The organism is Chitinivibrionia bacterium (assembly GCA_009779925.1).
GTDB lineage: Bacteria > Fibrobacterota > Chitinivibrionia > Chitinivibrionales > Chitinivibrionaceae > WRFX01.
The window spans coordinates 1-21,297 of the sequence record WRAZ01000021.1 but is presented as its reverse complement, the minus strand read 5'-3'; the positions used below and the strand labels follow the sequence as shown (position 1 = coordinate 21,297).

The following is a 21,297-nucleotide window of genomic DNA, read 5'->3' as shown; positions in this document are numbered from 1 at the left end:
AATGAAAAAACTGTACTTCACGGTTTTATTGTTTTTAATTTTTTATATTTCTGCCTTTGGGCAGAGAGAGAGAGTCAGTGTCAGAATGATTGACTCTCTTATGCAAATGTATTCTGTTGCACACATTCTTGAAGGCGATTTTGAGAAAGCCGAAAGACAAATCCGCTCTATTGAATATAGCGACAGCGGACTGTTTTTTCTTGCTTTGGGCGAAATAGACCTGCGCCGCGGCAATCGCAACGGGGCGCTCCTTAATTTTATAGTCGCCTCAGAAAACTCCGAAAGAGTTGCGCCGTTTGCTTTCCGAAGAATAGGCGATATGGAACTTGCCGCAGGAAACTGGACTTATGCGGTCAGCGCCTTTCGTATAGCCGCGCAAAGAACGACTTTTCAAAGTTATCGTTCCTATTTGCAAGCGCGGGTGGATTCCATAAAAAACGCCTTTCCCGATGATTTGGACAGTATTATTTGGGGCGTGCTTTTTTGGGACGAAGAGCAAGACGGTGAATTTGAAGAAAGCGCAATAATGGTAATTCAGCGACGACTTCGAGACGAAACTCTAACAGTTGCGCTGTTTAACGAACTTCTCGAGCTCGCCAAAGAAAGAAATATAGAGCGAACTTTTTATTCTCGAATAGCGGACACCTCGCTTGCAGACAGAAGGTTTGACGCGCTGACAGCCTTTAATATTGCCGCTCAGATGGCAGAGTTTAATCAAAATAATGCGGCAAATAATTGGCTACACTTTTCTATGAACAGACCGAATTTTGCAAGCACCGTTCCGCAACAGCGATTTTTGCGACAAATAACCCGTATTAACTTTGCATTGCAAAACTGGAACAATGTAATAAAATTCGGCGGGCAATACATTACCAGATTTGGCGAAACCGTCGAAGTTATGTATGACGTAGGGCGGGCGCACAGGCGAACCAATAATAACAGACGCGCACAGCAGTACTATGACCGAATTATAGCGCGGTCTCCAAACAGCAGAATTGCACACGACATTTTGTGGTGGATGGCGTGGAACCAGCAAGATAATAGGCAATTCGAACGTTCGCGTGCGACTTTTCAGCGCATTGCGAACCAACAACCGTTGGGACGGCGCGGCGAAGAGGCGGTTTATCGTATGGGGCTGATAAATTTTCGTCAAAAACGCTATGATGCCGCGCTTCAGGATTTTGCAACGTTTCAGCGCAGATTTCCTGTTTCGCGTTGGACTCCCGCAGTGCTTTTTTGGACGGCGCGCTCGCACTTGGCATTAGGCGATACTACTGCGGCAATGCGGGCTGTCGAGACTATTAACAGACAATTTCCGCTCACTTATCACGATTTCCGTTCTCGCGAACTTTCGGGCGTTCCCTTAACATCCGAAGATATAATAACAATCGACGATGCCACGTGGATAGCGCGAATAGACGCTCTCCCTCTTCCCGAGGCGACTACAGCCACTCCCGAAGAACTTGACAACCTGCTTTTGGGAATATTTTTAGGAAACTTGGGCTTTAAGGAAGAAGCGCTTTTACTTTTTCAACCGATAGAAGACAGAAATCAGCGGAATTTCCCGATAGTTTTAGCATTATCGAGATTTTATACGCAAATCGGAGCGTATCATCGCTCGTATCGTCTTATAAGAAGGCTTCATTGGGCGCTTCCTCAGGAGCAAAGACGACAGTTTTCGCCCGAATACGCCGCGCTCTTTTATCCGCGCGCGTGGCTTACACAAGTCGATACTTCGTCCGCAAGATTTGACGTTGATCCCGACCTTGTTTGGGCTGTTATGCGGCAAGAAAGTATGTTTTCTGAGACAATCCTTTCGCCTGTCGGTGCTATGGGTTTAATGCAGATTATGCCTGCTACCGGGCGGCAAATCGCAAGAGAATTAAGGATTTCTCCGTTTGAGCCGAGAAATCTCTTAACCCCCGACCTGAACGTGCATTTCGGTGCGTATTATTTGGGTAGGCGTCTCAGGCAGTTTAACGGCAACCAAATTTATGCCTTGGCAAGTTATAACGGCGGCTCGCACAACGTGCAAAGGTGGATCAGAGCAAATCAGGACGTAATTGCCGACCAGCCGTATTTTACCGAAGTCATCGGATTTTTTGAAACGCGTCAATACGTTCAGATAGTCTTGGAAAATTATTGGATATACAGGTTGATACAGCGCTGAATATTTTCGAGAGTTTCACGGGCGGGCGCCTGACCGATTTCAATTTCATTCAATTTGCGCGAAAGTTTTGTTAATCCTTTATAGATTTTTGCATTTTTTTGCGCGAATTCCGAATGTTTTTCTTCAAAAATATTAGTGTTTCCTTTTAACAATTTAGAGAAAATTTCAATATCGGTAATGTCGTCGGAAATTCGCTTTATTTTTTCTGTTCTTGACATAATAAACGGAAGATTTGCCCATTGGGTTTTGAGATTATCATAATTTTTAATAAAAACGTCGTTTGCGGCAAATTCTTTTTTTAATTCGTCCATAGAGTTTCGTGTTTCTGCAATTTCGTTATCTAAAATAACGGTAAGAGCATCTGTGTATTTCTTAATCTCATCTACGGCAAGCATTAGTTTGCGCTCAATTGCTTGCGACAGCGAGAAGAATTTCTCTTTGCGCAGAAAGCCCAGAACCTCATTTGATATAACATCCATTCCTTGGTCGGTTTTCGCCGATACTGCCAAAAACCAGTTGGCAATATTTTTGCCGAGCCGCTCTTTAATTGTCGCTGTTATAAATTCGCTTGTAGTTTTTAAGTCGTCATCGCTCAATAGGTCGATTTTGTTATACACAAAAAATATTCGACTTGACTGCGGAATTATCTGCTTCATAAAATTCAATTCGATTTGCGTTATCGGCAAGTCGGCGCTTAACATAAAAAATACCGCGTCGCAGGACGGTAATATGTCCAATGTTGCTTTTGTATTATGTATGTGTGTAGAGCCAAATCCGGGAGTGTCTATAATTATGGTAGAACCCGACAGAAATTCGCTTTTGCAGTAAACTACCGCTTTTGAAACTCCTGCTCTGTTTTCGGGATTGCTGTTTTCCGTAACAAAATCGCTTAGTATAGCCTTTACTCCGTATTCTTCCGCCGCTTCTATTTTTGCTCCGTCTTCAAAGTCGATAATTGCTTTGGTTTCTTCGCCATAGCGAATTTCGGTAGGAATAGCAGTAAGCGGCAAAACCGAAGTAGGTAAAATGTCTTTTTTAACGAGTTTGTTGATGAAAGAAGATTTTCCTCTGTTAAACTGCCCGATAATGGCGATATGAATTTCACCCGAAAACAGTCGCTGACGAAGTTGATTTAAGATAGATATTTGCTTTGAGACCTGCGCTTCGCCTTTTAGTGGCTGCAAGGTCTCAAGCAAATTATCAATTATCTCGTCGAAAGATGCTTCTTTGTTCTTTATCATTACAAAAATTGCTTATTTAGCCGCTCGGTTTATTCTCTGCCTTGACGAATTGCCATTTGTCGAAGTTCTTCAATATCCGACATCGGTTCGCCTAAGTTAAGATACATAAACTCCGTGTCTTGCGCCAAAATGCAATCGGGTTGATATTTAAGTATCCATCTGTAATTCATAGCCGCAAACGGTAAATTTTCCAAATACTCGGCATAAATGTATCCTATGGTGAAGAACACACGGCACCATTCGGCTTCGTTGCCGCCGAAAAGCATGAAATTCCTGTAAGAGCCGATAGCGGCGGCATAATTTCGCAAATCAACCTGCAAGCGCGCCTGTTCCAAGAACGCGTCTCTGCCCTCGGGAGCATATAAAAACCACGTGTGCAAGTCGCGATACATTCTTAGTGCGCGCTCCGTATTGTGGTTAGCCGCCAAGCTGTCCGCTTCCTGCTTGATTTGAGCGGGCGTTCTTACAAACATATCAGTGAAATCACTCTGCATAAGTTGTACGCCTACGCGATTTCTTTGTGCGTGAATGTAGCCCAGAATGCTTGCTTCGTGCATAACCAAACGCAAAGAATCGGCAAATCTTGTTATTTCTTCACGGTCTATGTTCAGACTTGCTCTTCTGTTTTGGTCGGCTATTGCGTATCTAATCATATCTCTGTTGGGCGTAAAGTTTACGTCTATGTTCTTTGCCAAAACATTATTTATGTAAAAACGAACAACTTCAAATCTCTCAAACTGCTCTCTCACTCTTCTGAAATTTTCGTCTCGAGTAAAGCCCATTCTTCTTGCTTCTGCGGCAAACAAAAGCCACGACACCATTTTGGATACGACAAAATCTTCCGAAACCGTTTGACCGTCGCCAATCCAGCTCATAACCGCTCTGAGGTCAGCTTCGCTGATAAGGCGACCCTGTCCTACAAGTTCTGCGCGGGTATTTGCTGTGGGAAAATTTCTGCCGTATTTTCTTCTGAAAAATTCATTTCTGAAAAACGCTTCTCTGTTTTGGTCTTGCGTCATTTGGTCAAACCACATTCTTTCGATGTCTCTGCGAGTTAATCCCTGATTAAGCGCGGCAAACTCTTCTGTCGGCTGAAATCTGTTCAAAAACAATCTTTGCACTACATTTACGCGCGCTTGCATTTCGAGAAGCGTATCGCCTTCGCCTATGCCGAACTCTGCCGCCAATTCCGTTCGGTTTCTTCTCCAATAATTATAAATATCGTCGTCGCTTGCGCCCATATTTCTGTCAATAATCGCTAATTGGAAAAAATACCCTGTAATGTATAGTTCTTTCCATCTCCAATCGACAGTGTTGGTTATCTGTCTTCTGATTGCGCGCGCCTCAGGATAAAGCGCCTGAGTTTCTATGAAGAGAGTGGTTGTCGAGCGGTTGCCCGGAAACCTTTCATCCATATTGCGCACGGGGTGATGAAAGCGCATAGTATTGAACGCTTCCAAATCGGCTATCGTAAACACTCTGTTGCCTATTCTGCCGAAAGGTCTGTTGATATCTGCTCCACTGTCTCTTCCGCAGCCGAAAAGCAATAATGCTGCGCTTAAAATCGCTAAATAAAAAAATACTTTCATTTTTAATGTTCCTCTTATTTTTTTGCCAATGCTTCAATTGCTTTGGCAACATTCGGATAAATATTAAGAGCCGCCGTCGCTCCTATAATGTCAATAACGTCGCTTATGTTATCGTTCACATTACAGATAGCAAACACCCCTCCTTTAATACGGACTGACTTTGTGATGTTTAAAAACGCGCCTAAACCTGTGCTGTTTACGTACCTCAAATCTTGCAAGTCGGCAATTATATTGACTTTTCCGTCATTATTCAGAATGCCGAAAATTTCTTCCGAAAAATAAGTTGCCGTAGTTGAATCAATGTCGCCTTTAACCTTGACAACAATACCGTTGTTGACACCTTTTGCTTCGCTTGTTACAAGCTCAATCTGCGTTTTTTGCATTACTTTCTCCTTTTCTTCTTTTTATAACGTGAACCCAAGTTCCGTCTGTAGAACTGTTTATTTCATAATTATCCGAAAAATTTCTGACCAAACCCAAGCCTCTGCCTCTGAAAACGTCGTCCTGCTCGCTCGGGGTCAAAGCCCATTTTTTCATTTCTTTTTCTATGTCGTGCGCTATTTTTTCTTGAGTTGCCCGCAAGGAATAGCCATTGTACACGTTTATCTCAATCTGCTCGTCGTTTACACTGCAAAGAACTTCTATCGTTTTATTCTCGTCCTGTGTTCCGTGTTCAATAGCGTTATTGCATAATTCATCTATAATCATTTCTACCTGAAACCCCTCTTTACGCTCTATTTTACAGAGGGAGAAAAACTCGCTTATGCACGCCCTTACCGACGGAACAAGTTCGATGTCTGACGGCATTTTCATCCTGATAACATCGCGTTCCTTGCAACATTCCCAGTAAAAATAGTTTATTGCGTCGCCTATATTGCGAAAGTTCTTAATAAAACTGTTATTAAATACATTTTTTATTTTTTCGGCAATATTTTCGCTTTGAGAAACGAAGCATAATTTTCCACAAATGCTTGCCGAATAACTCAATCTGAATTCCATCAAATTTTGCAGAATTTTGTCGTCAATATTACCACATTGCCCGAAATCGACAACAATAAATCGCTTCGGATGTCTGTTGGCTTCTGTTAAGCATTCGTCGATAGACACGTCAACGCCTTCGTTTTCTTCAAAACGCAAAAACGCAATTTTGTCGTATTCTTCGCTTAAAATCAGTTTAGGCATTCTTTAACCGCCTTTCCCGAACGACTCATTTCCACTTTTATGATTTTCCCGTTTACCAAATCCAGTCTTGCGCTGTCGCAGTATCGCTCAATAAGACCTACTACCGGAGAATTTATTCCGTGCTCTTCCAAGTCGTCGTCTTCTGTTTGAGAAAATTGCAGATAATCCTGCCGTTGCCCTAATATGTCAAAGGAAAAATTGTTTTCGCCGATTTCAAATTTTATATCGAACCAAACCGCATCGGGATTTTTTTTTATTTTCCCTGCAATTTTCAGACAAAGTTCGTCAATGATAATTTCCATTTGATACAGGAAACTTCCGCAGAAATTATACGCCGCAAGAATTTCGATGACATATCTTCTGACAAGCGGAATATATTTCTCCATCGCGGGAATTACGATGGAAAAACTTTTGTTATTCTTCGCCATAGAGAACATACGCTTCATCCTGCGAAGAAAGTATTTTCTTTTTTACAAGCGTTTCGATTAAGCGACACTCTGCGGCAAGCATAACCGTAAAAGACGGAGTTTCGCCGAAGACGTCGGTAAACCTTTTTGCGCGGGCGTCCTTTTCGGAAACATTTCTTAGAGAATCCAAAACGCATTCCATTACATACATTATTTCGCCGTAAGTTACGTTTCCGCTACGGTAGTCCTTAAAGTCTTCAATCGCCTTCAAAAACATCCCGTTAAGTTTTTCAAACTCTTCTTTGTTGTCGAAAACGTTGTTCATTTTTTGCTTATCTGTCATATACGCTCCCTCTTTTATTTCTCTAAATGGATAAATCGCCGTTAAAAATAATATCGGCGCAAATCAATTAGTGTTATTTTTTAGTGAAACGGCAATCTTCATCATATCAAAACCTTTGGCAACCGCATCTTCAAGCAATTCTGTGTTGATTTTCATTCGGTCGGCAGCCGTAATATGTACTCTGTCGCTCGGAGACCTCCACCAAATCAGTCCTTTTTTTATCCGCGATACGCTTGATGTCTGCGTTACAAGTATTGCTCTTTCCTGTGCTACATCGTAAAACAGAAAGCGAGCGTCTAACCGTCCCTCTGCGTTTCCGCCGATTAAACGACGGCGAACGGGTTGTATAGAGTATTCTTCAACGGAAACTAAAAGCGCTATGCTGTTTTGAAGATTATGCTTTCGCAATTCGTTAAAAAGCGTGGGGTCAACTTCGACCGCTCTGTCTTGGAATGCCCGCCTTATAATACGAAGCGTTTGGTCGCGAGGAACAAAACGAATGTTGCTTTCCATTCCCCATCGTGATCGTATCATATCCTCAAACCTATCGCGAAGTTCGGGTAGATTACCTGTTTGAAGCCCGACGAAAAACACATTTTGCAAAACCTGCCCCGAAATTTCAGCGTTCGGAGCAGGTTGATTGACTTCTTCGTCTTGCGCAAAAAGCAAAAACGCCGCTAAAAATATTGTCGATACCGATAAAATTTTCTTCATTTTACGTCTCCGTTTTTCGCCTACACAAAATTGTGCTTATACTTTTTTCTTCTTGTGGCGATTTTTTCTACTACGTTTTTTACGTTTGTGCAGAGCGATTTTCGCCTTTCTGTGCTTCTTCACACTTGCCATTAAAAATTCCTTTCAAGTATTTTTTTTCAAAAATCCGCAATAAAATACATTAAAAACACACAAGGTAGCGGACAAGATTGTATTTTATATAAAAATTATGTAAAAAAAGAGGATTGCGAGGACTTTCTTTATGAAAAACATTCTTATGTTGGACGCTGTCGAAAACGAGAAAACAGCAAAGATGATTGCCCACAAAGTTTTGGCAAACCGTTCGGATATTTCTTACACGCAGATGCTTGCAATGCTTGCCGAAGGAGACGTGGAATATCTTGTGTGGCAAGACGGCGAAAATATCGGAATTCTCGAAGACGCAGTAGCCGAGCTCGAAAAATTTGGAGTGAAATATCGTATAATTCAAATGGAGTCGCCGACGCCCACAGAAGAAGAAACGTCGAATAATATTGAAGAGGAAGTTCAGCCTTCTCTTGTGCAATCTACTTCTCCCGAAGAGCCGATTGCACCCGCGTCTCCCAAACATAAACTTGTGCAATCGTCGCCTTTTTCGCACAAGAAGCAACAAAATGATGACGACCTGTTGGATTTTTTAGCTGAAAAACCGCAGAAAAAGAAAAAGAAAAAAAAATCTCCTGCATTTACTTTTAGTTTCCCTGCTTTTACGCTTCACGAAAAATATCCCGTCGTTTTTAATACGGCAGTTTTAATAATTGTTGTCGTTGCTTTGGTTATTGTTATGTTTAAGATACCCAACGCCCGCGAAAGGCAAGACAGTCTCGGCGCAGGCGGTTCTCGACAATCGGCGCAAAATCAAGCAGGAGGCGCCGCCTCACAGACAAACGCTAATTCTGCACAAGGCGGCGGCACAGCAGACAGACAAAACGCACAGCGCGCCCAAGCGGAACAACTTGCGCAATTTAACGAAGCGCTCGACAACGCAAACAGCGCCTGCGGTAATCAAGGCGTGTTCGATATGGAAAAGGCATTTCGCTTTGCCATTTCTTTCAATAGGCAAAATCTTAGAGCGTGGCTTGGTCTTTTGGGTTGTTTTGAAAGAATCGGCAACGTGCAAAAGGCAAACGAAATTCGCTTGGAAATGCGCGAAGTTTTCGGTGAGGATGTTTTCACGATAATAAGAATTGTCGGATTTCACGGAACTTTAGAAAATTTAACAACTCAAGGAAACGCTTGCAGAATTACCTACACAAGAACAAACGCGCACGCTTCGCCCGAACACGAATTATTTTCGATTGCCACGGGACTTGCGGGAGTTAATTCTTGCAGACGTGTGATAATTTTCGCACAGGAAAACCTAAGCAGCGGCTATATGATTTCGGTGGATTTTTCGGATTTACCGAGAACGTTTGATGCCTTTTTAGAAAGAATTACCATTAACAGAGTTGGGTTTTGAGGGGCGACGGTCTTTTAAAACACCTCAAAATCTTTAGGCAACGACGAACACACGCGAAACTTGTCGCCGCGGAGTGTAAATTCCATTTCCGCACAATGCAAAAGGTGCCTTTCGGCTTTTATCGGAGTTATGTTTTTTTGCGCGCAATATTCCAAATACTCGTCCGCTCCAAATCCGTAAGCCAAATCTCCGACAATCGGTGTTCCTATATGCGCCAAATGAACGCGCAACTGATGGGTTCTGCCCGTTATCGGGTGAAGTCGAACAAGCGAATGCCCGTTTTCTGTTTTAATTGTTTCGTATTCCGTTTCGCTTTCTTTTGAATTTTCTCCTCCGACAATAACAAATCGCCCGACTTTAAGGTCGTCTTCGCTTGGCTCCTCAATTTTTCCCAAAGGTGCAAGAATTTGTCCAGAAAGCGGTTGAGGCGTACCGACAACAACGGCAAAATACGTCTTTTTTATTGTCCGTTGCGAAAATTGCAAAGAAAGTTCATTTAACGCCTTTTTTTTAAGCGCAACCATAACAATTCCCGAAGTGTCTTTGTCGAGGCGATTAACCGTGTTGGCTGTCGGAAACTTAGGTTTGTGTACTTCGCGCAGTTGGTAAATGAGATTGTGGCGAAAATTCTGTTTGCTTTTATGCACCATAAGGTTCGGCGGTTTGTATATCGCAAGAAAATCGAGGGTTTGCATAAGTATTTTGTAGTCTAAATTTGCAGGTTCTTCTTCAAAATACGGCATATCGTAGGTTATTTCGTCCAGATGAAAAACTATGCTGTCTGCATTTAACACAACTCCTTTTCGCGAATGCCGATTTTCGCTTATCCGCACCCGCCATTCGTCCGCGCTTAAATAAGCGAAACGCGAGGACACGTAATCCAAAAGCGTAAAACCGTTGTATATTATAGGAACCTTTGCTTTAAGTTTCATAGTTTTTGTCTGTTTCCCGAAAAAAAATGCACCTGTAGCTTAGGAATATACTATTTTCCTATGAAAAAAGTGAGAAAATAATGATAACTGTTAAAGAAATCTGCAAAAAATTCGGCGACAAAGAAATATTGGGCGAAGTTTCGCTGACTGTTTCGGCAGGCGAAGTAGTCGGACTTGTCGGCTTAAACGGTGTAGGAAAAACCACGCTTTTGCGTCTTATTTTAGGGATTTTGAACGTTGACAGCGGACACAGCGAAATTTTAGGCGAAATTCCAACTCCGAAAAACAGCAAAATTCTGCGAAAAACGGGTATTATCTTAGATAACGACGGTTTCAACGGTAATTTTACCTTTGTAGAAAATATGCAATTTTTCGCTAAAATAAAGGGAGTAGAAAGCGCAGACTTGCAAGAATACATCGATAAAAATTGGTCGCAAATGCAACAAAAAAACAATCGCCCCGTAAAATTATTCTCCAAAGGCGAAAGAATGCAATGCGCGATAGCAAGAGCATTTCTGGGCGACCCGAAAGCAATAATTTTAGACGAGCCGACCACGGGTTTGGATTACGAGCAATGCGACAAATTTTTTGAAATGGTAAAAAACGCACAGGCAAATGGGGCGGCTACAATAATAAGTTCGCACAATTTTTTTGCACTCGACAAACTTTGCACAAAAGTAATAGAATTAAAAAACGCAAAACTAAAGGATATAAGCGATGGATTTTTTAACAATATTTAATTATGAATTAAAATCGCTCGTAAAAAGCACGAAATCCACCGTTCTTTCGCTTGCGATTGTCTCGCTTTTTTGGGGAATTTTCTTTTCGTTAAACATTTTTTCCAACGACGGAAGCGGTTTTGCGCTTGTATGGCTTCTGTTTTTCGCCCTTTTGGCAAGTGCAGGATTTGCAGGAATTTCGTTTGTGCGGGAGCGTTTAAGCGGTTCGTGGGAAATACTTATTGCAAGCGGAATTGAACGTAAAACCATATTTTTGGCGAAATTTATTTTTGCACAGACCGCGTCATTTATTTGGGGTGCGGCAACGCTTTTAATTGCTGTATCTGCGGCGGTTTTTTTGTGGGATTTCAGCGTGGAGGTTTCGTTAATATTTATTCTTGCGGTTTTCTTTTTCGCCGCGCTTTCTGTAAATGCGATTACCGCGTATTTTACGATAATAAATGTAAATCCCAGAGCGATACAACTAATGAATTTCGCCGTAATGACATTGCTTTCTATGATGATTTTCGCAATCGACAGCACAAATTTAGCAGGAAAAGCAACAATTTTGGCGATACTTTCGGCTCCTGCCGTATTGCTTTTGCTATTGGTGCCCAAAGCGCTTTATGATGACAGAATTGTTCAAAAGGTTGTTTATTGATTTCCGTTAACAATAAACCCAAGCCCTCGCAAACGCCTTTTCAATCTCAGCGGAGTCTTGCGGGATATTTATCTCCACAAAAAGCAATTCTTTGCACTCTTCAAGCATCAATTCTACTGTCTGCTTTGCAAGCTCCTCGTCAGCAAAAATGACTTTATTTGCGCCTTTCAGTCCAAACACAATCGAAATCTCTGCAATCGGCGAAGAGGGCAGGGTAGCGCTGAAAATATGCGGTGAGGGCGAATTTTGTCTGATTGTTTCCATGAATTCTCGGTCGCGGTGAAGTGAGCCTATATTTGTCAGCAGAACTATTGCGCAATCTTTGGGATTTTCGATTTTCGTTGCTTCTATCGCAACAGCGGCGGCGCCGAAAGCGAGTTTGTCGGCGAAAGAAAGCTTGCCGAAGCTCAGATGCTTCTCCGAATAAACCTCGTCGCGCGCTATTTGGCAAAGGGGAAGTGTTCTTTCTACCGTGCCTTTTGGTGAAATGATTTTTTCGTTGTCTATGAACGAAAAACTTTTTATATTCGGATTTTCCATAAAGCAAAAATAATATTTGCGCACGCCTTGTTGCCAAATAGTATTTTACAAACGGAGATTTTCAATAATTGGGGAAAATATGAAAAATTTATTGCTTGTTATACTTTGTACATTATTTCTTTCCTTTACAGTTTTTGCGCAACAACAAAACGTCGATAACTTCGATATGAACCGCTTATCCGAACTTGCAGGCGGAGATGCCGTGGACTTGTTTGATGCCGATATGTCGCCGCAATTCGGTGGCGGTAATCAGGAGAGTATGGGCATAATACTTCTTCGCATAGTCGGCTCGCTTGCGCTTGTTTTGGCTATTGTGGCGGCGGCGGCTTGGGGTGTGCGTAAGTCGGGGATTTTCGGCAAGGGTATTGCGGCGGCGACGAGCCAAACACCGTCTATGAGCGTTTTGGAAGCTTTGGCAACGGGGCAGGGCGGCGCGATTTTGCTTTTGCGTTGCGAAGGTCAAGTGTTTTTGGTGGGGCAAACGCCGACGAACTACACGCTTCTGCGGGAATTGGACGCGGCTTCGGCGCAAAAAATCATAGAAAGCAAAGGCGGCGACGTTTCAATGGCAACTTTCAAAAATTCGCTCGCTAATTTTATGCAAAACGTTAAAATTCAGAAAGCGTCGGCAGTTCCTACGGGGCGCAAAGTATGAAAAATATAAAAAAAATAATTCCCTTTATACTTCTTTTGGTGGGATTTGCCTCGGCGCAGGTTATGCCGTCGCTGAATATTTCTATGGGCGAAGCGCAAAGTCCGCAAGAAGTGGCGACCGCGCTTCAAGTGGTGTTTTTGGTGTCTATTTTGGCTCTTGCGCCGTCGATACTTGTTATGATGACCTCGTTTGTGCGCATAATAATAGTGTTTTCGTTTATTCGCCGCGCCATAGGTTTGCAGACTACGCCTCCCGACCAAGTTTTGGTGGGTTTGGCGCTCTTTTTGACTTTTTACATAATGTCGCCTGTTTTCACGCAAATAAACGATAACGCATTACAGCCCTATTTGGCGGAGCAAATCACGTGGCAGGAAGGTTTGGAGGTGGCAGGCGACCCGATTAAAAGATTTATGCTTCGTCAGGTTTACGAAAACGACGTTGCTCTGTTTTTGCGAGTGGCAGGCAGACCCGCGCCCGCAACGGCTATGGACATCGGCTTCGACGTGTTAATTCCCGCATTTATGATAAGCGAACTGAAAACGGCGTTTATATTCGGCTTTATAATTTACCTGCCGTTTTTGGTGGTGGATATGGTGGTGGCGAGCGTGCTGCTTTCTATGGGTATGATGATGCTTCCGCCGACGGTAATTTCGTTGCCGTTTAAAGTAATTTTGTTCGTCTTGATAGACGGCTGGAACCTCATCGTAAGACAGCTTGTCGGCTCGTTTCTCTGAGGCTTGAAAGGGATTATATTATGGGAGAAATTAAGTTATGAATACCGCGCTTGTTCTCGATTTAGGGTATCAGACCTTGCTTTTGATACTGATGCTTTCCGGACCGCTTTTGCTTGCGGGGCTTGTTGTCGGGCTTGCGGTCGGCGTTTTTCAGGCGACAACGCAAATCAACGAAATGACGCTTACTTTTATTCCGAAAATCGCCTCCATATTCGGACTTGTGATACTTCTTCTTCCTTGGATGGCTACACAGCTCATAACTTATAGCATAAATCTGTTAAATTTATTTACTACGCTTATGAGGTAAAGGGGTGGAAGCGCTGCCGCTTGTCGCCGATGTTCAGCTTTTCGGTCTGATTTTTGCAAGAATGACCGCGCTTTTCATACTTTTTCCGATTTTCGGTCAATCGAATGTGCCTGTTCATTATAGGGTGGGACTTTCGTTTTTCTTTTCTCTTTTGCTTTTTCCGATGCTTAAGCCGAATTTTGTTGACCCGCAAATCGAAAACATTTTCGGGCTTTTATTTCTTATGTTCAAAGAGGCGGGAATTGGCGCGGTTATCGGTTTTTTAACGAGATTTATATTTACGGCAGTGGGTGTTGCCGGCGAGCTGATAGATATGCAGATGGGTTTTGCTATGGTACAAATGCCCGACCCTATGAACGAAGGTGAAATGACTTCCGCAACGGGATATTTTTACGTGGTAATCTTTGCCATAGCGTTTTTAATGCTCAACGGACACTATTTTTTGCTTCTTGCCGTAAACAAATGCTTTGCAACAATGCCACCCGGCGGCGTAATTCTCGAAACTACCTTAATTGTTCCTATGGTTTTGTATTTTGTGCGCAGTACTATGGAAGTGGCGCTTGCACTTTCGGCTCCAATTATGATTGTTATGATAGTTACCACTTTTGCGCTTGGAATTATAGCTAAAACAATGCCGCAAATGAACGTATTTATCGTGGGAATGCCGTTAAAAATCGGGATTGGATTATTTTTAATGATGGTATCGCTGCCTGCTATGCTGAATTTTTTCGGCGGAGTAGTCAGGCGTATGTATCAGGATATATGGACGCTTCTTTTGAGAATGGCTGGTAGTTAATGCCTGAACAAGATGACCAAGACAGTAAAACGGAAGCCCCTACCGAAAAACGAAGGCAAGAAGCGCGAGAAGAAGGGAATGTCTGTAAAAGTCCTGAGGTAAGTACTATTTTTGTGCTTCTTGCGGGTGTAGTTTTTCTGCGTTTTGCGTTTCCGTATATTTATCGCGACATTTTAATGGCTGTGGATTTAGCGTTTGCCAATCTTTCGCCCGACATTTTTCGAGACATAACTTTTGCGAAATATCAGCAAATATTTACAACTATGCTTCGCATTGCTTTGGGAATTATATTGCCTCTTGCGCTTTTTATTGCGTTTTGGGGGATAATCGGCAATCTTGTTCAGGTGGGCTTTCTTTTTACGCTTAAACCGCTTAAGCCCAAACTTTCAAAAATAAATCCAATCAGCGGGTTAAAGAATTTAATTTCTCCTAAAAAGATTTTTGACACCGCCAAAAACGTCCTGAAACTTATAATAATCGGCACTGTTTCCTATATAATAATAAGAGGGCGTTTAGAAGAAATTATGGGCGCACTGCACGAAACGACAGGCAGCATAGTTGTATATATGTTGCTTTTGCTTTTTGACGTTGCGATAACCATAATTATAACGCTTATAGTTATTGCCGTTGTGGATTACGGTTATCAGCGCTATGAACATTACAAAAAGCTGAAAATGACCAAACAACAAATTAAAGACGAGCATAAGCAGTCGGACGGAGACCCGCAAATTAAGAGCAGAATACGTCAATTACAGCGCGAAGCGTCCCGCAGGCGAATGATGGAAAACGTCCCTAAAGCAACAGTTGTTGTCACCAACCCGACCCACCTATCCATTGCAATTCAATACGAACAGGAAACGATGGACGCCCCCCTTATAGTAGCAAAAGGCGCCGACCAAATCGCGCTTAAAATCCGAGAATTAGCAAAAGAACACAACGTTCCGCTTTACGAAGACGTTCCGTTAGCAAGGGCGATGTACGATAAAGTCGAGGTCGGCGATATGGTGCCGCAGGAGTTCTTCGCCGCCGTCGCCGAAATTATCGCCTACGTGTACAAACTTCAGGGAAAAACTATGTAATTTATGAAATAAATATGTCGTTTTTATTCCAACAGTTCTGTTTCTTCCGCTTCTTCGATTAAACGCATATCTTTTGCATTTAGCGGGCTTATTACGGATTTTCCAGTTAGGTTCTCTATGTTTTGCCTTGCGTTTTTTGCTACGCTTGCGCCGTCTTTTGCCGCTACTTTTGCACCGTTTATATTTTTGGGTTTTCTTTCTTTTGTTAAGTCGGTTGCCACTGTTTCGGCGAGCATATTAAGAGCCAGTTCGGTATTTGTCATATTGTCGCGTAGGCTTTCTTTTTTCAAACCCTTGTGTTCTTTATACTCTTTTGCCGATTTTCCGCTCCAAGTTTTATACATTAAGTCGGTCAATATCCCATATTCGTTGTTTTGGACACCTGCGTCTTTCCATTCGTTAGTAAGTGTATTTCGCACTTCAATAGTTTTAATTCGCTGCATTATCTTACTGTCGCTGAAACCTAAGCGGCGGTAATGTTCTACAACTCGATTTATTACTAATTCAGGGTCAAACATTTCGTCAATTCTCTCATTACCGACTTTGGCAAGCCACTGCTTGAACGGTTCGGCTTTTTTGCTCGGAATTGATTGTATTATGCGTAAAATTTGCTCTGTGTCGGCGACGTCGGTATCGCGCAATTTTCCGTCATACGCCACCATTTTCAACTGACTACAAATTGTAGTCGGTTCAGCGCCCTCTTGTTTTAGACGCGTTTTCATAACGCTCCAGTACTTACGTGCTCCGTCGTGTGTTGCTTGTTCTGTTAAAACACCCACAATATCTACAACCGAAAACCACCATTTTTCGTTTTCTTTGTCCCAGTTTCTGCGGACTTCTTTTTCACCAAATGTTGCTATGCTTTTTTTGTCCATTAAACTATTCTCCTTGTTTAAGCGAATGAAAATACGTTTTTCCATTTAGATATTGCAAGGGATGACTTGTGTTTTATTTAATTTGTCAGGAGACCTGTAATTTTACGTTTGCGCTAAAATTCAATCACTGATTAAATCAGTGATTAAAACACTGTTCGGATAATATATTGTCTGTTATTCTTAAAGAGAGAAAATAAAATACGACTAAAAATCACAAAAAATTCACTAAACCGCCACCTGTCCGCGAAACAAATAGTATTTTACCCCTGAAATTAACCACTGAAAAGCAAAGGAGACATTACGAAAATGAAAGAAAAAAGCAGAATTCGCAAGATGATTTTCTTTGCTGTTTTCGTTATTCTTTTTGCGACGTTTGACTTTGTATCCAAGCAAATAATCGTTTCTACTATGGAAACAGGGCAGATAATCCCGATTTTCGGCGATGTTTTCGGGCTTTTCCTTATTTATAACACGGGCGCGCTTTTCGGCTTTAACCCGTCGGCGTTTATTCCTTTTATTACAAACGCGCATTTCTTTTTAGTGTTTACGCTTTTTGCCTTGTTTATTATGGCGCTTTTTATGCTCAAATTAGACGCCGCAAAGCAAAAACTGCTCTTTTGGGCGTTAATTTTTATAAGCGCAGGGGCAATCGGCAACGGAATAGATAGAATAATTCGTCCCGATGGCGGCGTTGTGGACTTCTTTATGGTGAATTTGGGATTTCGCTTAGGACCTATTCCTTTTGACCCTTGGCCCATATTTAATTTTGCCGATATTTTTGTAAATGTAGGGCTTGGTTTATTTATTTTGGACGCAATATTAAGCGGGAAAAAAGAAAAGAAAAACAACGTTTTTTGACAAAATTTACTTTTTTGTAATTTTTGTACTTTTTTATAAAATTAAATATTATATTTGTTTGAATTACGAGAAAATTTAGTTAAATTCAAGGTTGAGGATAAAGCTAAAATGTTGCGAAAAACAAAAGAAATTACGCGAAAAATTAAAACCCCCTTGACAACGGCGAGAGGTCGAAATTACTCTCTCTCTCTCTCTCTCTCTCTCTCTCTCTCTCTCTCTCTCTCTTAGTACCCACGTTAGCTCAACCAAAAACTCTATATATACCTTCGGTATATATAAGCCAAGCTATGGTAAATTAGCGGGGAGGTTTTTATGAGGGCGCTTATCGTATTGACAGTTGCTATCTTGCTTGCCGCACAAAATGTGGTTGCGCAGGTCAATATTACCAATAGATTTACTTGCAATAATTTTAGGACGGCGGTGTATGGAATAATAGGAAAAACTGCGCCCGCGCCGATTTTTGATACCGATGTTGCGACGGTTGGTTCTTTAGTTCTTGTGGGAAGAGGCATTGCAAGTTTAAGCGGTTTGGAATATTTTACAGGACTGCAAACCCTTGATGTCTGCGGCAACAATATTGCGGAATTGGATTTGTCGCGCAATACCGCTTTGACGTTTCTTTGTCTTTCGGGTAATCAGCTCAGAAGTTTAGACCTATCCGAAAATACAAACATAAAATATTTTAATATCTCTATGAATTGCGTTAACAATGAGAGCTACATTGTCGGACTTGAAAGCTTAAATCTTGAGTCGTTTGTCTTTGCCCCGCAAAGAGCGGAATGCCTTGGTTATGAAGTTAGTTTCGACGTTGGCGGCGGAAGTCCTGTTGCTTCTCAGAGAATACTTTGGGGAGAAACAGCGACAAGACCGAGTAATCCGACAAGGCACGGCTACAATTTTTCGGACTGGTTTTACGAAAACGCAATATTCGATTTTGCAACGCCGATAACGCAAGATAAAATTCTTACCGCCCAATGGGAACTCGATATGAGCGTGATAAGTTTTTCGGACAAAACGGTTGATTTCGACAGCAATTCGCACAGCATTTTCATAGAAGGAACGCTCCCCGAAGGCGTAAATGTCTCGTATTTCGGCAACGGGCGCATAGAGGCTGGAATATACGGAATTGTCGCAATATTTACCTTAGACGACGGAGTTAATCAGACAATTCCCACTCCTATGACCGCAACACTTACAATAGTCGCAGAACCCGACGAGCCATGCAAACCCTGTGAGCCGTGTAAGCCTTGCGAACCCTGCGAGCCCGACGACCCTTGCGAGCCCTGCCAACCGTGCCGCCCCTGCGACCCTTGCGAAAGATACAATCTCGGCGAAATAACATTTTCGGATAAAACCGTGTTTTTCGACGGCTTGCCTCACAGCATATTTATAAACGGCGAACTTCCGCAGGGCATAACTTTAATATACGACGGCAACGAACAAATTCAGGCGGGAATATACACAATAAAGGCAATACTTACGCTAACGGCAACGCTTACAATAAAAAGCCTCGACGAGCCCGATGAGCCCGACGAAGATTGCGGCGGAGAAATTTTAATACCAAACCCCGTCTCGGAAAACGTAGAAATCAGAGTAAATCTCCCCTGTGAAAAAGACGGCGCGGAGGTAGAAATCACAATTTTGGACGTGGTCGGAAACACTGTGTTTCGTTCAAACGCGGCACAAGTCGGCGAAAAATGGAAAACGATTTGGAACTTAAAAAATAAAAACAGAAGAGATGTTGCAAGCGGCGCGTATTTGGTTATCGCCAGAGTGGTATCAGCAAGCGGAAGCAGACATCAATATTCTGCAATAATCGGGGTGAAACGATGACGGAATGTAGGGGCGTATTGCATACGCCCAAAACTGTAAACGGCGGCAAATTATTTGGGCGTATGCAATACGCCCCTACAAAATAAAAATAGGAGGTTTTTTATGAAAGGTTATTTTAAGGCATTATTTGCATTATTGGCGGTTGCGGCGACGATTTGCGCGCAAACACCTTGGGACGGAACAATAGACACGTCGTGGTATAGCCCTTGGAGTTGGAATGACCCTCTTACAATAACTACAGCTGAACAGTTGGCGGGGCTTGCGCATTTGGTTAACAGAGAAAATAATCATGTGCATTTCTCAGGAAGAACCGTGTTTTTAGGTGCTGATATTGATTTGGGCGGTCGAAACTGGACGCCGATTGGAGAACGTTGGGGCGAGCATACGTTCCATTCTTTTGAAGGTACATTTGACGGAGATGGGTATTCAATATCTAATTTATCAATAATCAGAACCGATATCAATGAAAGAGTCGCATTGGGATTATTTGGATCATCTTCTGGCGGGACAATTAAAAATCTAACCTTAGAAGTCAAGGAAATAACAGCGCATATTAATTCCCAAAACGTCGATATATCATTAGGCGGATTGGTAGGCATCACTGGCTGGTCTGGTATAAATATCGAAAATGTCGCGGTAAATATAATTGATTCCATTAGTATTATTGGCGAAGTGTCGATGAATAGCTCGATAGGTGGATTGGCAGGTCGAGTTAATAGGCATTGTATTATAGCGAATTCCTCGGTGCAGGGAAATATTTCTGTTCAATCCTTGGCACCGTCCTTAATCTCATTTAATAAAATCGGCGGATTAATTGGAGGGTCGTTTGCTACGTCTGCTAGAATAAGTATAATTAATTCACATTTCAATGGAAATATTTACGTGCATTCTATAAGCAATAGGGTTTCTGCAGGAGGACTTCTCGGATGTATTACCGCTGACCTTAGCGGCAATACAATTGAAAGATTAATAATAAGTAATTCATATTCCATTGCAAATGTTTTTCTTACAGGTGTCGCTAGTGGCATTTCACCTCTTGTAGTTTATGGCGGATTGACAGCTGGTACACCTACGAGTTTATTCAGCATTACAAATAGTTATGCGAGTGGAACAATATCCAATAGAATTAGTGGTAATCGTGTTGCTATTGGAGGAATTATAGGACAGACAAACTTTGCTTTTAATAGTATGGTTCCTGAATACTCTTCTGTTTATTACAATTCTACAATGACTAACAGAGCGTTTGGATTAAACGATCGGGATTCTTTTGCAGACACCTCGGGAATTGCGGCTTTAACCCCTATGCAACTTACGAGGCAGGCGAGTTTTGTGGGTTGGGATTTTAATGATACTTGGGGAATTTTTGAGAATATGAGTTTTCCGTTTCATAATTTCAAAAGAATATTCGGCGGGTTTAATGTCGAAATTCCAAGCCAATCTTACATATATACAGGCAGTCAAATAAGACCCGAGCCGATGGTATATTGGGTAAATGCTCAAACTCTGGAGCCTTTGAGAAGAGATATAGATTACACAATTACCTACGGAGATAACAGAAACGCAGGCGCAGGGGTCGGGCGCATTACAATTACAGGTATCGGCGACTATCAAAACCTCAGAGAAGGCAGAGCGAACTTTACAATTACGCCCAAGGAATTTACCATAACCGCAAACGTAAGAAACAAGGTTTTTGACGGCGGGACTTCCGCCGAAATAATAGGAACTCCCGTAATTGTCGGCGTTCTTGCGGACGACGAGGTATCAATAACAGGAATTACCGCCAATTTTGAAAATATAAACCCGGGAAGCGAAAAAAACGTAAATTTCAGAGTGAATTTTGGAGGCAGAGATGCAAGAAATTACAGCTTTGTCCATCCGTTGATAACCGCCGATATTACTCCCGCGCCGCTTACCGTCTCGCTTTATCCGAGAGTAATAAACATAACAACTTCGGACACAATACCCGACCTTCGCGATTTTCTGCAAATTACAGGCAATCTTCACGAAAGACAAGCAGGCGACCCGCGCACCCCCGTTGACGAATGGACGGCGTTTACAATAATGTCGTGGGATTTGTTGAGATGGGCAGTCGATAACGACATAGTTCTGGGATACGGCGTAAACTTATCTGATACCGTTTCCGAGATTGCCGTTGCCCGACTTG

General features: G+C 42.3%; 22 protein-coding genes. 12 read left to right on the top strand and 10 right to left on the bottom strand.

Going from position 1 to position 21,297, the window contains the following annotated elements:
- The first annotated feature begins 1 nt into the window (after position 1).
- A complete protein-coding gene (locus FWE23_07150; GenBank protein ID MCL2845209.1) occupies positions 2 to 2,170 on the top strand; it encodes a transglycosylase SLT domain-containing protein in 2,169 nt (722 codons plus the stop codon).
- On the opposite strand, the gene FWE23_07145 is transcribed toward FWE23_07150, so the two are convergent.
- The 7 genes from FWE23_07145 to FWE23_07115 form a co-directional block, all read right to left on the bottom strand.
- Positions 2,140 to 3,411, bottom strand: coding sequence for a dynamin family protein (locus tag FWE23_07145; GenBank protein MCL2845208.1), 1,272 nt, complete (start codon positions 3,409 to 3,411; stop codon positions 2,140 to 2,142). The genes FWE23_07150 and FWE23_07145 overlap by 31 nt on opposite strands.
- A gap of 29 nt (positions 3,412 to 3,440) precedes the next feature.
- A complete protein-coding gene (locus tag FWE23_07140) occupies positions 3,441 to 5,000 on the bottom strand; it encodes a hypothetical protein (GenBank protein ID MCL2845207.1) in 1,560 nt (519 codons plus the stop codon).
- Between the two features lie 14 nt (positions 5,001 to 5,014).
- Positions 5,015 to 5,383 (bottom strand): STAS domain-containing protein, encoded by a 369-nt coding sequence (locus FWE23_07135; protein ID MCL2845206.1) that lies wholly within the window; start codon positions 5,381 to 5,383, stop codon positions 5,015 to 5,017.
- Entirely contained in the window at positions 5,364 to 6,182 is an 819-nt protein-coding gene (locus FWE23_07130) for an ATP-binding protein (GenBank protein ID MCL2845205.1), read from the bottom strand. The genes FWE23_07135 and FWE23_07130 overlap by 20 nt, the downstream gene beginning before the upstream one ends.
- Positions 6,170 to 6,610, bottom strand: a complete 441-nt coding sequence (locus FWE23_07125) for an ATP-binding protein (protein MCL2845204.1) — start codon at positions 6,608 to 6,610, stop codon at positions 6,170 to 6,172. Before FWE23_07125 ends, FWE23_07130 begins: the two co-directional genes overlap by 13 nt.
- Complete coding sequence (locus tag FWE23_07120; GenBank protein MCL2845203.1) at positions 6,597 to 6,932, bottom strand: hypothetical protein; 336 nt, start codon at positions 6,930 to 6,932, stop codon at positions 6,597 to 6,599. The genes FWE23_07125 and FWE23_07120 overlap by 14 nt, the downstream gene beginning before the upstream one ends.
- Before the next feature lie 63 nt (positions 6,933 to 6,995).
- Entirely contained in the window at positions 6,996 to 7,646 is a 651-nt protein-coding gene (locus tag FWE23_07115) for a hypothetical protein (protein MCL2845202.1), read from the bottom strand.
- Positions 7,647 to 7,908: 262 nt separating this feature from the next.
- On the opposite strand from FWE23_07115, the gene FWE23_07110 reads away from it, so the two are divergent.
- Positions 7,909 to 9,144 (top strand): hypothetical protein, encoded by a 1,236-nt coding sequence (locus FWE23_07110; GenBank protein ID MCL2845201.1) that lies wholly within the window; start codon positions 7,909 to 7,911, stop codon positions 9,142 to 9,144.
- Between the two features lie 14 nt (positions 9,145 to 9,158).
- Here the strand turns inward: FWE23_07110 and FWE23_07105 are convergent, their stop codons facing one another.
- Entirely contained in the window at positions 9,159 to 10,076 is a 918-nt protein-coding gene (locus FWE23_07105; GenBank protein ID MCL2845200.1) for an RluA family pseudouridine synthase, read from the bottom strand.
- Positions 10,077 to 10,156: 80 nt separating this feature from the next.
- Here FWE23_07105 and FWE23_07100 point away from each other — a divergent pair, with 80 nt between their 5' ends.
- Positions 10,157 to 10,816 carry an ABC transporter ATP-binding protein gene (locus FWE23_07100; protein ID MCL2845199.1) on the top strand — a complete coding sequence of 220 codons (660 nt, stop codon included), beginning with the start codon at positions 10,157 to 10,159 and terminating at the stop codon, positions 10,814 to 10,816.
- Positions 10,794 to 11,456 carry an ABC transporter permease gene (locus FWE23_07095; protein MCL2845198.1) on the top strand — a complete coding sequence of 221 codons (663 nt, stop codon included), beginning with the start codon at positions 10,794 to 10,796 and terminating at the stop codon, positions 11,454 to 11,456. Before FWE23_07100 ends, FWE23_07095 begins: the two co-directional genes overlap by 23 nt.
- A gap of 6 nt (positions 11,457 to 11,462) precedes the next feature.
- Here FWE23_07095 and FWE23_07090 read toward each other — a convergent pair whose 3' ends face one another.
- On the bottom strand, positions 11,463 to 12,020 hold the full coding sequence (locus tag FWE23_07090; GenBank protein MCL2845197.1) for a hypothetical protein: 558 nt from the start codon (positions 12,018 to 12,020) through the stop codon (positions 11,463 to 11,465).
- A 55-nt stretch (positions 12,021 to 12,075) separates the two neighbouring features.
- Between FWE23_07090 and FWE23_07085 the strand changes: the two genes are divergently transcribed.
- Genes FWE23_07085 through flhB form a run of 5 tightly spaced genes read left to right on the top strand, consistent with a single transcriptional unit; the run spans position 12,076 to position 15,567 of the window.
- Positions 12,076 to 12,651 carry a flagellar biosynthetic protein FliO gene (locus FWE23_07085; protein ID MCL2845196.1) on the top strand — a complete coding sequence of 192 codons (576 nt, stop codon included), beginning with the start codon at positions 12,076 to 12,078 and terminating at the stop codon, positions 12,649 to 12,651.
- 5 nt (positions 12,652 to 12,656) lie between these two features.
- Positions 12,657 to 13,385, top strand: a complete 729-nt coding sequence (fliP, locus tag FWE23_07080) for a flagellar type III secretion system pore protein FliP (protein MCL2845195.1) — start codon at positions 12,657 to 12,659, stop codon at positions 13,383 to 13,385.
- A 37-nt stretch (positions 13,386 to 13,422) separates the two neighbouring features.
- Positions 13,423 to 13,692: a flagellar biosynthesis protein FliQ gene (gene fliQ, locus FWE23_07075; protein MCL2845194.1), complete on the top strand. Its 270-nt coding sequence runs from the start codon at positions 13,423 to 13,425 to the stop codon at positions 13,690 to 13,692.
- 4 nt (positions 13,693 to 13,696) lie between these two features.
- Complete coding sequence (gene fliR, locus FWE23_07070) at positions 13,697 to 14,488, top strand: flagellar biosynthetic protein FliR (GenBank protein ID MCL2845193.1); 792 nt, start codon at positions 13,697 to 13,699, stop codon at positions 14,486 to 14,488.
- On the top strand, positions 14,488 to 15,567 hold the full coding sequence (gene flhB, locus FWE23_07065) for a flagellar biosynthesis protein FlhB (GenBank protein MCL2845192.1): 1,080 nt from the start codon (positions 14,488 to 14,490) through the stop codon (positions 15,565 to 15,567). Before fliR ends, flhB begins: the two co-directional genes overlap by 1 nt.
- A gap of 23 nt (positions 15,568 to 15,590) precedes the next feature.
- Here the strand turns inward: flhB and FWE23_07060 are convergent, their stop codons facing one another.
- Positions 15,591 to 16,442, bottom strand: a complete 852-nt coding sequence (locus FWE23_07060; protein MCL2845191.1) for a hypothetical protein — start codon at positions 16,440 to 16,442, stop codon at positions 15,591 to 15,593.
- 306 nt (positions 16,443 to 16,748) lie between these two features.
- Here FWE23_07060 and lspA point away from each other — a divergent pair, with 306 nt between their 5' ends.
- From lspA to FWE23_07045, 3 genes are all read left to right on the top strand, one after another.
- Positions 16,749 to 17,300: a signal peptidase II gene (gene lspA / locus FWE23_07055; GenBank protein MCL2845190.1), complete on the top strand. Its 552-nt coding sequence runs from the start codon at positions 16,749 to 16,751 to the stop codon at positions 17,298 to 17,300.
- 312 nt (positions 17,301 to 17,612) lie between these two features.
- Positions 17,613 to 19,133 (top strand): InlB B-repeat-containing protein, encoded by a 1,521-nt coding sequence (locus FWE23_07050; GenBank protein MCL2845189.1) that lies wholly within the window; start codon positions 17,613 to 17,615, stop codon positions 19,131 to 19,133.
- A gap of 102 nt (positions 19,134 to 19,235) precedes the next feature.
- Positions 19,236 to 21,297, top strand: a 2,062-nt coding sequence (locus tag FWE23_07045) for a YDG domain-containing protein (GenBank protein ID MCL2845188.1), incomplete at its 3' end; no start/stop codon positions are given.

Excerpts from the sequence above, each read along its gene's own strand:
- FWE23_07060 (MCL2845191.1), bottom strand. The coding sequence starts at position 16,442 with ATGGACAAAAAAAGCATAGCAACATTTGGTGAAAAAGAAGTCCGCAGA.
- FWE23_07085 (MCL2845196.1), top strand. The coding sequence starts at position 12,076 with ATGAAAAATTTATTGCTTGTTATACTTTGTACATTATTTCTTTCCTTT.
- FWE23_07130 (MCL2845205.1), bottom strand. The coding sequence starts at position 6,182 with ATGCCTAAACTGATTTTAAGCGAAGAATACGACAAAATTGCGTTTTTG.
- FWE23_07140 (MCL2845207.1), bottom strand. The coding sequence starts at position 5,000 with ATGAAAGTATTTTTTTATTTAGCGATTTTAAGCGCAGCATTATTGCTT.
- FWE23_07125 (MCL2845204.1), bottom strand. The coding sequence starts at position 6,610 with ATGGCGAAGAATAACAAAAGTTTTTCCATCGTAATTCCCGCGATGGAG.
- FWE23_07135 (MCL2845206.1), bottom strand. The coding sequence starts at position 5,383 with ATGCAAAAAACGCAGATTGAGCTTGTAACAAGCGAAGCAAAAGGTGTC.
- FWE23_07095 (MCL2845198.1), top strand. The coding sequence starts at position 10,794 with ATGGATTTTTTAACAATATTTAATTATGAATTAAAATCGCTCGTAAAA.
- FWE23_07150 (MCL2845209.1), top strand. The coding sequence starts at position 2 with ATGAAAAAACTGTACTTCACGGTTTTATTGTTTTTAATTTTTTATATT.
- FWE23_07145 (MCL2845208.1), bottom strand. The coding sequence starts at position 3,411 with ATGATAAAGAACAAAGAAGCATCTTTCGACGAGATAATTGATAATTTG.
- FWE23_07105 (MCL2845200.1), bottom strand. The coding sequence starts at position 10,076 with ATGAAACTTAAAGCAAAGGTTCCTATAATATACAACGGTTTTACGCTT.
- FWE23_07050 (MCL2845189.1), top strand. The coding sequence starts at position 17,613 with ATGAGGGCGCTTATCGTATTGACAGTTGCTATCTTGCTTGCCGCACAA.
- flhB (MCL2845192.1), top strand. The coding sequence starts at position 14,488 with ATGCCTGAACAAGATGACCAAGACAGTAAAACGGAAGCCCCTACCGAA.
- fliQ (MCL2845194.1), top strand. The coding sequence starts at position 13,423 with ATGAATACCGCGCTTGTTCTCGATTTAGGGTATCAGACCTTGCTTTTG.
- FWE23_07120 (MCL2845203.1), bottom strand. The coding sequence starts at position 6,932 with ATGACAGATAAGCAAAAAATGAACAACGTTTTCGACAACAAAGAAGAG.
- lspA (MCL2845190.1), top strand. The coding sequence starts at position 16,749 with ATGAAAGAAAAAAGCAGAATTCGCAAGATGATTTTCTTTGCTGTTTTC.
- FWE23_07100 (MCL2845199.1), top strand. The coding sequence starts at position 10,157 with ATGATAACTGTTAAAGAAATCTGCAAAAAATTCGGCGACAAAGAAATA.
- FWE23_07110 (MCL2845201.1), top strand. The coding sequence starts at position 7,909 with ATGAAAAACATTCTTATGTTGGACGCTGTCGAAAACGAGAAAACAGCA.
- FWE23_07115 (MCL2845202.1), bottom strand. The coding sequence starts at position 7,646 with ATGAAGAAAATTTTATCGGTATCGACAATATTTTTAGCGGCGTTTTTG.